The sequence below is a fragment of the Clostridium sp. K04 genome (assembly GCF_019734375.1).
Classification (GTDB): Bacteria; Bacillota; Clostridia; order Clostridiales; family Clostridiaceae; genus Clostridium; species Clostridium saudiense.
In genome coordinates this window covers 80,057-93,549 of record NZ_JAASHD010000003.1, presented here as the reverse complement: position 1 = coordinate 93,549, position 13,493 = coordinate 80,057, and the positions used below count along the sequence as shown (strand labels likewise).

Sequence of the window (13,493 nt, the reverse complement as noted above, 5' to 3'; positions counted from 1 at the left end):
TTTTTAACATTTTATTATTATTTTTAGTTATTTTAAATCTAATTTGTTTTATATTTTGGTATTTTTACTTCATATATTTTTTATTATGATTCAAGATATTTTAATCATTATTACTACCACGTAACTATTTTTATTAGCCTCTTCAAATTAGTAGTTGATTATTACATTCCGCTTTCTAATATTACTACCTAGATTAATATTATATTTATATATAATATTAATCTGTTACATTGTACAAATTAAGTATATAATATCAATTGGAACTTATAGCTAATTATTTTTTTCTATATCAAAGTACCAAAAATAACATTAATTTAATAAAGGAGCTCATTTATAATGAAAGAATTATTTGATTTATTCTGGACCTTTTGTAAAATTGGAGCATTAACCTTTGGTGGAGGATATGCTATGCTCCCTTTAATCCAAAGAGAAATCGTCGAAAATAAAAAATGGTCCACTGAAAAAGAAATTCTTGATTACTACGCTGTTGGGCAATGCACTCCAGGCGTAATTGCAGTTAATACTGCAACTTTTATAGGATATAAACTGAAAGGAATTATAGGTGGCATTATAGCTACATTAGGTGTTGTATTTCCATCATTAATAATAATACTTATAATTGCAGCCTTTCTTCAAAACTTTGCTGACTTAGCCATAGTACAAAGTGCTTTTGCTGGCATTAGAGTTGCTGTTGTAGCATTAATTATAACCACAGTAGTAAAACTACTAAAATCATCAATTAAAGATTATTTATGTGCAATCGTAGCAATTTTAGCTTTTATCATTTCTGCATTTTTAGGTCTATCTCCTGTTTATGTAGTAATAGCTGCTGGGTTAACAGGATTTATTGCTAAAGGTTTAAGAGGTGAAAAGAAATGATATATTTAACTTTATTTTTAGAATTCTTTAAAGTTGGTTTATTTTCTGTAGGTGGTGGACTTGCAACAATTCCATTTCTATCAGAACTTGCTACAAAATACAATTGGTTTGATCAAAAAACTCTTATGGATATGATTGCAGTATCACAATCAACTCCTGGTGCTATTGGAGTTAACATGGCAACATTTGCAGGATTTAAGGCTTCTGGAATATTTGGAGGTATAATTGCTACATTAGGTCTTGTTACACCATCTGTAATAGTAATCATCATAGTCGCTCATTTCTTAAATAAATTTAAAGAAAGCCGAACTGTTGAATCTATATTTTACGGGTTAAGACCTGCTGTTGCAGCACTAATTGCGGCTGCTGGTTACGAAGTATTTAAAGTATCAATTTTAGCTTTTGATAAGTTTAACATAACACATAAAATAATAGATATAATCAATATTAAATCTACAATTTTATTAATTATATTATTATTCGCAATTACAAAATTCAAAAAACATCCTATTGTTTATATTGCTAGCGCAGCAGTAATTGGAATAATTTTTAAATTTTAAAAAATAACATTGTCCCTAATAAAACATATACTATATTAATTTTAATATAGTATGGTGGTGAATTTATGAAAGCCGATATCGTATGTGAAGGTGGTGGAGTAAAAGGAATTGCCTTATTAGGGGCAATTTATTATTTAGAGGAAAAAGGATATACATTTGAACATTTTGCTGGTACTTCAGCTGGTGCTATAGTAAGTTCATTATTAGCAGTTGGCTACACAGGAAAAGACTTAAAAAACATGTTACTAAACATAAATTTTACAGACTTCTATGAAAAAAACAAACTTACTCTTCTTCCCTTCATAGGTCCTACAGTTAGTCTATTTAAAAACAAAGGACTCTTCTCAGGAAATAACATAGAAGAATATCTCAATAATCTATACAAAGCAAAAGGAAAAACAAAATTTAAGGATATAGCCAAAAATGGTGAAAGTCCTCTTAAAGTTATAGCTTCAGATATTACAAATAAAAGACTTATAGTATTACCTGATGATTTAAAGGATTATAATATAGACCCAATGGAATTTAATATTGCTAAAGCTGTAAGAATGAGTATTAGCCTTCCTTTTTACTTCAATCCAGTTATATTAAAAAATGGAAAAGAAGCAAGTTATATTGTGGATGGTGGAATACTAAGCAATTTTCCTATATGGCTTTTTGATGTTGAAGGCACTCCTAAATGGCCTACATTTGGATTAAAACTTCTTAGTGATAATGATTTAAAGAAAAATCATCCTAATAATAGTAATTTAATAACTTACTCTTGTGATCTTATTGACACTATATTAGCCAATAGCGATGAAGCATTTTTAAATAATAAGGATTCTGTTAGAACAATAAAAATACGAACCTATAACATAGGCACAATTGATTTTGCTATATCAAAAGATCAATACTTAACACTATTTAATTCTGGATATAAATGTGCTAAAGAATTCCTTGCCAAATGGAACTTTGACTCTTATATCTCTAGATACAGAAGCGACAATAGAGGTCACTATTATTATTAAAATTTATATTTATCTAATAAACTACAATAATTTAGTTAATTGTTGTAGTTTATTTCTCAATATTTATATATAGAGAAAATATTTTTTATAACCTCCTCTACTAAATGATCATATTATATAAATAAAATTACTTATCAGGAGATTAATATGACCTCTATTATCCTATATGGATTATCCATTTTTTTATTAGTTTTATCCTTTATAAAAGATAAACCTAAAACAAAGAAGGCATTAATTAGTGCATTAAAATCCTTTGAAAATATTATGCCTCAATTTCTTTTTATTGTAGTTACTGTTGGTATATTACTGGCTTTTCTTAGTGCTGATACAATTTCAAAAATCATAGGTGCGAATTCTGGATTTTTAGGTATAATTCTTTCAGCAATTCTAGGTTCAATTACAATGATGCCAACTTTCGTGGCTTTTTCACTTGGTAATACCTTACTGTCAAGCGGTGCTGGATATGCACAAGTTGGTACTTTAGTATCAACACTTGTTCTTGTTGGTTTAATGACGTATCCACTTGAATCGAAATATATAGGCAAGAGAGCTGCTTTTCTTAGAAATTTCATAGGATTTATTTTTTCAATAATAGTAGGACTTTTATTAGGAAGGATTATGATGATTATATGAAAGTTTTAATTAAATTTATAAAACGATACAGATCATTTTTTATTTCTTTAATTTTTCTCATTATAATTTCATTTTTTAGTTATAACGTATTTTTAAAGGTAATTAATAGTGTAACATCAAACATACTACAAATGCTATCAGTACTACCTCCTATAATGCTAATGCTTGGATTAATGGATGTATGGGTTCCAAGAGAAAAACTTATGAAATATATGGGCAATAAATCTGGAGTTATTGGAATAATTCTAGCAATGCTAATTGGCTCTGTAGCAGCAGGTCCAATGTATGCTTCATTTCCATTTACAGCTGTCTTAATAAAGAAAGGTGCAAAGTTCTCAAATGTAATAATTTTTATGAATGCTTGGTGTTTGACTAAAATCTCAACATTACTATTTGAGTTTTCTGCATTAGGTTTAAAATTTACCTTAGTTCGATTAATTATAGATATCCCTGGAGTTCTGATTATGAGCTACTTCGTTAGTTTATTAACCCCTAAAAATGAGCTTGAAAAAATATATAACGAAAAATAAGCACATAGATTAACTTATCTATGTGCCTACATTTATTTATATATATCCGAAAACTCTATAGAACATTTTTCTACTTTTGATTTTGTTAAATCTACACTTTTTACATTCTCAGTAGCTACGGTTTTCTTTGGAAGACTAATTATAAATTTACTCCCCTCATTTACCTTACTTTCTACCCACACTCTACCTTCATGCATTTCTGCAAGTGATCTTACTAATGATAATCCTATTCCACTTCCATTAAAGTTTCTTGTAAGTTTATTGTCAATTTGTTCATATCTTTCAAAAATCTTATTAATTTTTTCCTCTGGAATCCCTATTCCAGTATCTGAAACCGTTATATATACATTTTCTTTATCTGAATAAATATTAACTGATATTTTTCCATCAGCTTCCGTATATTTAATTGCATTAGATAATAAATTCAATATTATTCTTTCAATTTTATCCGGATCACATGCTATTATCTCTTCTTCAACTTCAGTATCAAATACAAGTTCAATTCCTTTATTATTAACATATTCTAAAACGGACATCGTTATATCTTCTACCACACTAACAATATTATAGTTTCCTAGCTCAATATCATAATACCCATAGTCGATTTTACTTATATCAATAATATTATTAACTAATCTAAGAAGTCTATAACAGTTTTGTTTAATTGAATTCATATATCTATCTAAATTGGCACCTTCAATTGAAATTATACTTTTATTTTCAATATTTTTATTTATTACTTGCATTGTAGCTAAAATAATATTTAATGGTGTCTTAAATTCATGTGATATATTTGAAAAGAATTGACTTTTTATACTTTCTAATTCAATTGCTTTTTCATAAGCTATTTTTTCTTCCATAATTTGCTTTTTTTCAGTTATATCCCTAGCTGTAAGTATATATACTTCACTTTCTTCAACATATCTACAATTACTTTCTATCCATCTATAACTTTCATCCTTGCATTTAAATCTAAGCTCTAATCCCTTAATTCCGTTTTTAATATTTGAATTTCTTATATATGCTAAAACTTTAAATACATCATCTTCATGAACAAAATTGCTCCACTCTGATAAAGTAAGTTCTTCTTCACTCCATCCTAAAAGTTCTTTGCAACACTTACTTACTTTTTTAACTTTCTTGTCAGTACCTATAATAGCCATAAGATCAACTGATATTTCAAAAAAATATTCTAGTTGGTCATTTCTATCTAATCCTAAAAGATCTTGCATAATCTCTCGATACCCCCCGTACCATCCTCAATACTTCTTAATATTTACTAATATACCCTCTTTAAAACTTTCTAAATACATTATACATATATTTACTTTTTTCTTCAACCTTTTTTTACCAATTAGCTTATTTTTTTCTTTTTTTATGTATTTTTATTAATATAAATAATAATTAAAATTTAATTTCCATATTTTTTAATAATTAAATATTTTATTTAATTGAATAAAATTAATACTATTTTATTTTATTTTATTTTATTTTATTGTTCTTATAACTCCTGCGCAATTTCCCACTTTTCATGTTTCTTATACATATTTACTTTATTAATCTATTATTAATCCATATTTGTTAGCTATATCAACATATTTCATTAATACATGCTCCTCTTTATAAAATATAGGAAACCTCTTATTGTAGTTACCCCATATAGTGCACTCTTCTTTAGTAAAATATATACTTGAAAATAATATTTCATTTGAATTCAATCTACTTATAAAAGGAACACTGTCTAGAGTCAAGTAATAATAAATTCCACCAGTTGTATTCTTCTCTTTAAATGACTCTATAAATTTCCTATCATCTACACTTACCATCTCTACTAGTTTAACCTTGTCTTCTTCAGACAAAGAATTATAATAAAAGTCAACATAAGAACTATTAAGTCCATTTAACTTTACAGCTTCTTGTAAAAAGCAAATCATTCCCCTTTCAAAATTTTCCTCATTTATTGCACTTATTGTTTTATTCTTATATCTATTAAACCCCTCAGTAATATTATTAAATTTAATTTCAACTTCTTTTTTAAAAACATTTTCTTTAACTGAAATAAGCATTTTTCATCACCTTATATTTTCTAATATTTATATTAATATTATATTTATAATTTTACATATATACATTATTAAAAACTTTTTTTATCATATAATTATAAAATCGGTCATAATGAACTATATAATATTATTACACTAAAGTTCAAAATGCCGATTTTATAAAAACTATATTATTATAAAAAGTTATATTTGTTTAATTTTCATAAGTTCTTAAAATCCCTTCTGCAACAACTTTTCTAGTTGATCGCATATCCATTGCTTGTTTTTCTATATATCGATGAGCTTCAGCTTCAGTCATATTTAAATATTGAATCAATATACATTTGGCTCTATCAATCATCCTAATATCCTCAATTTTTTGCAAAAGCTTATTATTTTCCTTCTTCAATCTGCACATTTTATTATATGTAGCATTTGCTATTTTCAATGCACTCCAAAATATAGTTCTATTCATAGGCTTAGCTATTGTAATTACTCCAAGCTCTTCTACTTTTTCACTTACCTCATCATAAATATCTGTTCTAACAACAAGAATTACTTGTCCAATTCCGTTAGAAACTATATCTTTTGCAAATTCATCCCCAAATTCATCTATTAATGGTGCATTTATAATACATAAATCAAAATCTCTTTCAACTAAAAGTCTCCTTGCTTCCCCACCATTTGTTACTGTAACAATTTCCCCATAGGAATTTTGAGAGAGCACTTCAGTAAAAAATGACATTCCCTTTTTACTGCTCGATACTATTAGAATACTATCCAAAAATTACGCCCCCTTGCATTATCTATATTTCATGGCCTACTAATTGTTAAAATAATGTTAAATGTATTCAAAATATAGCCTTTTCATTTTTTCCTTTTCTATTGACTTATTATATTGATCAGCTTCAATTTCCTTTAACTCTATATATCTGTCTAAAACATCACTACCTATTATACTTCTAATAAATTCACTATTCTTTGCAATATCTAATGCTTCTTCTAGTGTTTCTGGCAATACTTCTATATCCTTTAATTTCTCTTCATCTAATGTATATAGATTTTCATTTATTTCCTTTGGTAACTTAAGTGAATTCTCTATTCCATATAATCCTGCTCCAAGTATTAATGAAAATGCTAAATAAGGATTTATAGCTGAATCAGGTGATCTTAATTCCATTCTTGTTTTTTCACCAGTCGCTGCTGGTATTCTAACTAACTGTGAACGATTCTGATGTGACCATGAAACATATTTAGGCGCTTCAAATTTACCAAATCTTTCATAAGAATTAACGATAGGGTTCAAAAAGGCTGTAATTTCTCTTGTCTTACTTAATATTCCCGCTATAAAACTTTCAACTTCTGCCTGTTGTCCATTTTCCTCTTTAAATATATTAGTACCATTTTTGTTTAATGATATATTTATATGCAATCCATTTCCACTCTTATTACTTATAGGCTTTGGCATAAAAGATGCATAAAGTCCTGATCTAGCAGCAATGGCTTTTACTACAGATTTGAAAGTTAAGAAATTATCTGCAGCATTAAGTGAGTCACTGTATTTAAAATCTATTTCATTTTGTCCTGGGCCTTGTTCATGATGTGAACTTTCTGGTTTAATCCCCATCTCTTCTAAGCAAAGGCAAATTTCCCTTCTAATATTTTCTCCTTTGTCAATTGGTGCCATATCAAAATATCCACCTTTATCATGAGTAATATAAGTTGCTTCACCATCTTCATCTGTTTTAAATAAATAGAATTCACACTCTGTTCCTATGTATGGTGTATACCCCTTCTCTTGACATATCCTAACAACTTTTTTTAAGATGTTTCTACTATCATATAAAAACTCTTCTTTATCTGGAGTTTTTATATCACAGAAAAATCTTACTACTCTACCTTGTTGTGGCCTCCATGGAAGAACATTAAGAGTATCTGCATCAGGAAATAATAATAAATCTGATTTTGCAACATCACCAAATCCTCTAATTGCTGAAGCATCAAATGAAACTCCTTCTTTAAATGCTCTTTCTAATTCATCAGGCATTATAGAAATATTTTTTTGTGTTCCAAACATATCGCAAAAAGCTAATCTAATAAATTTAACATCATTTTGTTTAACAAACTCCAAAACCTCTCTAACTGTATATGACATATCTCTTCCTCCAGTTATAATAATCCTATATTTTTTTACGCAAAAAAGCATCCATCAAATATTTTTAGTGTCTACAAACTTATTCATAAGTAATAATTAATCTTTAGTAGTTTTTGCAAATTTAACTTTGATTACATCTTATGATTTAAAAAAGTACTTCTAAAAAACATTTGATGAACGCCTTTGTCCATTTCTAATATTATACAATATAAGCTATTTTTTATCAATAAACTTCCACTCAAAAAATATTTTCAATTTTTTTCTAAAAAAGTATTTACATTTCATTATTTTGGACATATAATACTTACATAAACAGCAAAGGCGCTGTGGACAAATGATTGTCCACGGTGCCTTTTTTTATTTGAAGGGGGTTATAATTATGAAAGATATACCAAATTTATTTGGAAGCTTAGTTTTTAATGATAGTGTTATGAAAGCAAGGTTACCAAAAGAAACTTACAAATCACTTAAAAATACTATTCAAGCTGGTAAACCACTTGACTTAGCAGTTGCTAATGTTGTTGCTAATGCAATGAAAGATTGGGCTATAGAAAAAGGTGCAACACATTTTACTCACTGGTTCCAACCAATGACTGGCATTACAGCTGAAAAACATGATAGCTTTATTTCACCAGATAAAAACGGAAATATTATAATGGAATTCTCAGGAAAAGAACTTATCCAAGGTGAACCAGATGCTTCAAGCTTTCCATCAGGAGGCCTTAGAGCTACATTTGAAGCAAGAGGATACACTGCATGGGATCCTACATCATATGCATTTATTAAAGATGGAACTTTATGCATCCCTACAGCATTCTGCTCATATAGCGGTGAAGCTTTAGATAAGAAAACTCCAGTATTAAGATCAATGCAAGCTTTAAATAAGCAAGCTTTACGTATATTAAAATTATTTGGAAAAGATGATGTAAAAAAAGTAATTACTACTGTTGGTCCTGAACAAGAATACTTCTTAGTTGATAAGGAAATGTATGAAAAAAGACCTGACCTAGTATTTTGTGGTAGAACTTTATTTGGTTCAAGACCTCCAAAGGGACAAGAAATGGAAGATCACTACTTTGGAACTATCAAACCAAGAGTTTCTGCATATATGAAAGAACTTGATGAAGAGCTTTGGAAATTAGGTGTTTTAGCTAAAACTAAACATAACGAAGTTGCCCCAGCTCAACATGAATTAGCTCCTATATTTACTACTACTAATATAGCAACTGATCATAACCAATTAACTATGGAACTTATGAAATCTATAGCTAACAAACATGGACTAGCTTGCTTACTTCACGAAAAACCTTTTGCTGGTGTAAATGGTAGTGGTAAACACAACAACTGGTCAATTTCTACTGATACAGGTGTTAATTTATTAGAACCTGGTGATACTCCAGCAGAAAATGCACAATTCTTATTATTCTTAACGGCAGTAATTAAGGCAGTTGACGATTATCAAGATTTACTACGTGTTTCTGTTGCAAGTGCAGGAAATGACCATAGATTAGGTGCAAACGAGGCTCCACCTGCTATAGTATCAATGTTCTTAGGCGATGAATTAACTGAAATATTAAAGTCAATTGAAAATGGGACTACTTATATAGCAAAGGAAAAGAGCCCAATGGAAATTGGTGTACGTGTATTACCTAAATTCTTTAGAGATACTACAGACAGAAATAGAACTTCACCATTTGCATTCACAGGTAATAAATTTGAGTTTAGAATGCTTGGTTCTACTTTCTCAATTGCAGGCCCTAACATTATATTAAATACAATAGTAGCTGAAGAATTAAGACAATTTGCTGATACACTTGAAAAGAGTTCTAACTTTGATGAAGATTTAAATACACTAATTAAAAATACAATAAAAGATCATAATAGAATTGTATTTAATGGAAATAACTACTCTGATGATTGGATTAAAGAAGCTGAATCAAGAGGTCTTTTAAACTTAAAGACTACTCCAGATGCTCTTCCTTACTTTGTAAGCAGTAAAAATGTTGATTTATTTACTAAACATCATGTATTCTCTGAAAGCGAATTATATTCAAGATATGAAATACTACTAGAAAACTATAGTAAAACACTTCATATTGAAGCATTAACTATGATTGATATGACTAAAAAAGATATTATTCCAGCTGTACTTGAATATCAAGGTGAAATTGCTAGAATAGCTAATGGTAAAAAACAATTAATGCCTAATATTCAATGCTATTTAGAAGAAGAACTTCTTAATAAAATTTCAAAATTAGGAAACTCTCTATATAGCAAACTTGATGATTTAGAAAAATCTGTATTAGAAGCTAAAACTCATACAGATCCACTTGATACAGCTAAATACTATAGAGAATCAGTATTTATTAATATGCAACACTTACGTGGTGTAGTTGATGAGCTTGAAACTTTAGTAAGTAAAAAGTATTGGACTCTCCCAAGCTACGGAAAATTACTATTTAGCGTTGATTAAATAATATAAATGCACAATGGCGTGTATTTTACTTTAGGGATATCCCCTATAGTAAGATGCACGCCATATTTTATTTTCTTATTTATAAAAAAGTTAAAAATAGTTATAGTTTAAATTATACTTACGGATGATACCATTATAAAATCTAGCTATTATATATTTGAAAATATTACTTTTATGAGATTTAAATAATCATCATCTCTGTCTATTAAACTATTAACTTTAAATAAAAGGGGGTATTATTAATGTATTCAGCATTAGACACGATTTGGACTTTATTAGGAGCTGCACTAGTATTCTTTATGCAAGCAGGTTTTGCTATGGTAGAAACAGGATTCACTAGAGCCAAGAACGCAGGTAATATTATAATGAAAAACTTAATGGACTTTTGTATAGGTACAGTAGTATTTTGGCTTATAGGATTTGGGCTTATGTTTGGTGGAGATGGTGCTTTAATAGGAGGCCTTGACTTTTTTATACAAGGTGATTATAGTTCTTCAATTCCAACTTTTGCATTTGTTATATTCCAAACAGTTTTCTGTGCAACTGCTGCTACTATAGTATCAGGAGCTATGGCAGAAAGAACTAAATTCTCTTCTTATTGTATATATAGTTTAATAATTAGTGCTATTATTTATCCTATTTCTGGACACTGGATCTGGGGTGGTGGATTCTTATCACAACTTGGCTTCCATGACTTTGCTGGTTCTACAGCTGTTCATATGGTAGGTGGGGTTGCTGCTTTAATTGGAGCAACAATACTTGGCCCTCGTATAGGTAAATATTCTAAGGATGGAAAAGCTCATGCTATCCCTGGTCATAATTTAACAGTTGGTGCTTTAGGTGTGTTCATACTTTGGTTTGCATGGTTTGGATTCAATGGTTGTTCTACAGTTTCAATGACTGGAGATGAAGCAATAGTTACTGCAAGTAAAATATTCATGACAACAAATATAGCTGCTGCAGTTTCAACATGTATAGTTTTAATAATAACATGGATCAGATATAAAAAACCTGATGTATCAATGACATTAAATGGTTCATTAGCAGGTCTTGTTGCAATAACTGCTGGTTGTGACTTAGTTAGTCCAGTTGGTGCATGTTTCATAGGTATTTTCGCTGGATTTGCTGTTGTATTTGCAGTTGAATTTATTGAAAAAAAATTAAAAGTCGATGATCCTGTTGGTGCAGTATCTGTACATGGTGTCTGCGGTGCTCTTGGTACTATTTTAACTGGTTTCTTTGCAACTGATGGCGGATTATTCTATGGTGGTGGATTCAAATTCTTAGGTACTCAAATCTTAGGTGTTATTTGTGTTATTGCTTGGGTTGCTATCACTATGACTATTGTATTTACAGTAATCAAGAAAACCATTGGTCTTCGAGTATCAGAAGAAGAAGAAATTGAAGGTCTTGATAAGAAGGAACATGGTCTTGAAAGCTGTTATCCTGACTTTATGGCTGTAGGAGCTTCATATTCAGGTATTACCTTAAATCAATTATCAGCTTCTACCGTTCCTGAAAATACTACTATTGATAATACAGACACAATTCCAGTTGTTTATAATACATCTAAAACTGATGCTAAATTCACTAAGGTTGTCATCTTAACAAAACAAGATAGATTTGATAGATTAAAAGTTGCTTTAGATAAATTAGGAATTACTGGTATGACTGTTACCAACGTTTTAGGATATGGTATGCAAAAAGGATCTACTGATTACTACAGAGGTGTTCCTTTAGACGAAGTTACTTTATTACCTCAATTAAAAGTAGAAATTGTTGTATGTAAAATTCCAGTTGATACTTTAGTTAAAGTTATTAAGAAAGCTTTATACACAGGCAAAATTGGTGATGGTAAAATCTTCGTTCAAGATGTTGAGAATGTTATTAAAATTAGAACCAACGAAGAAGGTTATGATGCACTACAAGATGATGATGAAAAGTAAAAATATAGAACTGTATCAATTTTGATACAGTTCTTTTTTTATTTATCTACTACTATTTTTTTACATATAATATTGCATTTTATCCACATGCCATTAAATATAATCCACAAGCTTAATTTAACAATTAACATTTGTATGTTAATAATCTACAGAATAAAAAAAGAAACTCAATTGAGTTTCTTTTTTGGTGGCTTACCGGGGAATCGAACCCCGGACACCTTGATTAAAAGTCAAGTGCTCTACCGACTGAGCTAGTAAACCAAAACTGGTGCGTGTTAAGAGATTCGAACTCCTGGCCCACGCCTTAGAAGGGCGTTGCTCTATCCAGCTGAGCTAAACACGCAAATTAAGATATTATTAACTCCATATTTCTATTAGTTTATAATACTTTAAAATGGAGCGGGTAGTGGGAATCGAACCCACCTTTCCAGCTTGGAAGGCTGGAGTATTACCGATATACGATACCCGCATATGGTGACCCCTAGGGGAATCGAACCCCTGTTACCACCGTGAAAGGGTGGTGTCTTGACCGCTTGACCAAGGGGCCAGATCAACATGTACTGCTGACTACTTTTTGTATATTACAGTGTTTTTAGACAAAAGTCAACACTATTTTCAAAAATTTTTATAAAAAATTTAAAAGATTTTAATGTAAACATTTTTATCAAAGAATTTTAACATATTCTTCCTGAGTATCTATATCAACTAACTCAATTTCATCATTAATATTTACAAGTTGAAAATCATTTAAATGCCCCTTTATTATTTTTTTACCACCAATATCCCCTTCAAGTGATAATAATTCATTAATATACTTTTTAGAAAAGATAACTGGATTACCTTTATTATTTCCACTTCCCACGCAAACTATACCTTTATCGCTATTAATAAATGTATCTTTAACTAAATTTAATGTTTTTAAAGACATGAAAGGCTGATCACATACCATAAACATATATCCATCAGCATTTTTATCAAAACTTATTCCTAGCTTTATAGAACTAGAAATTCCTAAATCACTATTATCATTCATTACAACATTAATTTTAGTATTTTTTAAATTTTTTCTTATTTCTTCATATTGAGTTACACATATTATTTTATTAACTTCAAGATTAAGTGCCTTTTCGACTACATGCATATAAATAGGTTTACCCTTATATAAAGCAAGCAACTTATTTCCATTAAATCTCCTACTATTACCAGCAGCCAATAAAATTAAATTTATCTTCATAAAACCAACCTTTAATTTAGTTAATAGT

At 29.2% G+C, this 13,493-nt stretch carries 12 protein-coding genes and 4 tRNA genes; 7 read left to right on the top strand and 9 right to left on the bottom strand.

The window, feature by feature from the left end; translation table 11 throughout:
• Positions 1-336 precede the first annotated feature (336 nt).
• From HCG70_RS02230 to HCG70_RS02210, 5 genes are all read left to right on the top strand, one after another.
• Entirely contained in the window at positions 337-879 is a 543-nt protein-coding gene (locus HCG70_RS02230; protein WP_042397896.1) for a chromate transporter, read from the top strand.
• Positions 876-1,439 (top strand): chromate transporter, encoded by a 564-nt coding sequence (locus HCG70_RS02225; protein WP_221697443.1) that lies wholly within the window; start codon positions 876-878, stop codon positions 1,437-1,439. The genes HCG70_RS02230 and HCG70_RS02225 overlap by 4 nt, the downstream gene beginning before the upstream one ends.
• Positions 1,440-1,504: 65 nt before the next feature.
• Positions 1,505-2,449, top strand: coding sequence for a patatin-like phospholipase family protein (locus tag HCG70_RS02220; protein ID WP_042397902.1), 945 nt, complete (start codon positions 1,505-1,507; stop codon positions 2,447-2,449).
• 147 nt (positions 2,450-2,596) lie between these two features.
• A complete protein-coding gene (locus HCG70_RS02215; RefSeq protein WP_042397904.1) occupies positions 2,597-3,082 on the top strand; it encodes a hypothetical protein in 486 nt (161 codons plus the stop codon).
• Positions 3,079-3,612 (top strand): permease, encoded by a 534-nt coding sequence (locus HCG70_RS02210; protein WP_154820653.1) that lies wholly within the window; start codon positions 3,079-3,081, stop codon positions 3,610-3,612. The genes HCG70_RS02215 and HCG70_RS02210 overlap by 4 nt, the downstream gene beginning before the upstream one ends.
• 32 nt (positions 3,613-3,644) lie before the next feature.
• On the opposite strand, the gene HCG70_RS02205 is transcribed toward HCG70_RS02210, so the two are convergent.
• The 4 genes from HCG70_RS02205 to glnA form a co-directional block, all read right to left on the bottom strand.
• Positions 3,645-4,844 (bottom strand): PAS domain-containing sensor histidine kinase, encoded by a 1,200-nt coding sequence (locus HCG70_RS02205; protein ID WP_221697442.1) that lies wholly within the window; start codon positions 4,842-4,844, stop codon positions 3,645-3,647.
• A 324-nt stretch (positions 4,845-5,168) separates the two neighbouring features.
• Positions 5,169-5,678, bottom strand: a complete 510-nt coding sequence (locus tag HCG70_RS02200) for a hypothetical protein (RefSeq protein ID WP_195952442.1) — start codon at positions 5,676-5,678, stop codon at positions 5,169-5,171.
• Positions 5,679-5,868: 190 nt separating this feature from the next.
• Positions 5,869-6,438 carry an ANTAR domain-containing response regulator gene (locus tag HCG70_RS02195; RefSeq protein ID WP_042402323.1) on the bottom strand — a complete coding sequence of 190 codons (570 nt, stop codon included), beginning with the start codon at positions 6,436-6,438 and terminating at the stop codon, positions 5,869-5,871.
• Between the two features lie 57 nt (positions 6,439-6,495).
• A complete protein-coding gene (gene glnA, locus HCG70_RS02190; protein ID WP_042402326.1) occupies positions 6,496-7,809 on the bottom strand; it encodes a type I glutamate--ammonia ligase in 1,314 nt (437 codons plus the stop codon).
• 379 nt (positions 7,810-8,188) lie between these two features.
• Here glnA and HCG70_RS02185 point away from each other — a divergent pair, with 379 nt between their 5' ends.
• Together HCG70_RS02185 and HCG70_RS02180 are read left to right on the top strand one after the other, a co-directional pair.
• Positions 8,189-10,282: a glutamine synthetase III gene (locus HCG70_RS02185; protein ID WP_221697441.1), complete on the top strand. Its 2,094-nt coding sequence runs from the start codon at positions 8,189-8,191 to the stop codon at positions 10,280-10,282.
• A 245-nt stretch (positions 10,283-10,527) separates the two neighbouring features.
• Complete coding sequence (locus HCG70_RS02180) at positions 10,528-12,231, top strand: ammonium transporter (protein WP_221697440.1); 1,704 nt, start codon at positions 10,528-10,530, stop codon at positions 12,229-12,231.
• 185 nt (positions 12,232-12,416) lie between these two features.
• Here the strand turns inward: HCG70_RS02180 and HCG70_RS02175 are convergent.
• From HCG70_RS02175 to HCG70_RS02155, 5 genes are all read right to left on the bottom strand, one after another.
• Positions 12,417-12,492, bottom strand: a tRNA-Lys gene (locus HCG70_RS02175).
• Between the two features lie 5 nt (positions 12,493-12,497).
• Positions 12,498-12,574, bottom strand: a tRNA-Arg gene (locus HCG70_RS02170).
• Positions 12,575-12,626: 52 nt separating this feature from the next.
• Positions 12,627-12,700 (bottom strand) — tRNA-Gly (locus HCG70_RS02165).
• Positions 12,701-12,703: 3 nt separating this feature from the next.
• Positions 12,704-12,778, bottom strand: a tRNA-Glu gene (locus HCG70_RS02160).
• A 117-nt stretch (positions 12,779-12,895) separates the two neighbouring features.
• Positions 12,896-13,465 carry an NTP transferase domain-containing protein gene (locus tag HCG70_RS02155; protein WP_154821265.1) on the bottom strand — a complete coding sequence of 190 codons (570 nt, stop codon included), beginning with the start codon at positions 13,463-13,465 and terminating at the stop codon, positions 12,896-12,898.
• Positions 13,466-13,493: the final 28 nt, after the last annotated feature.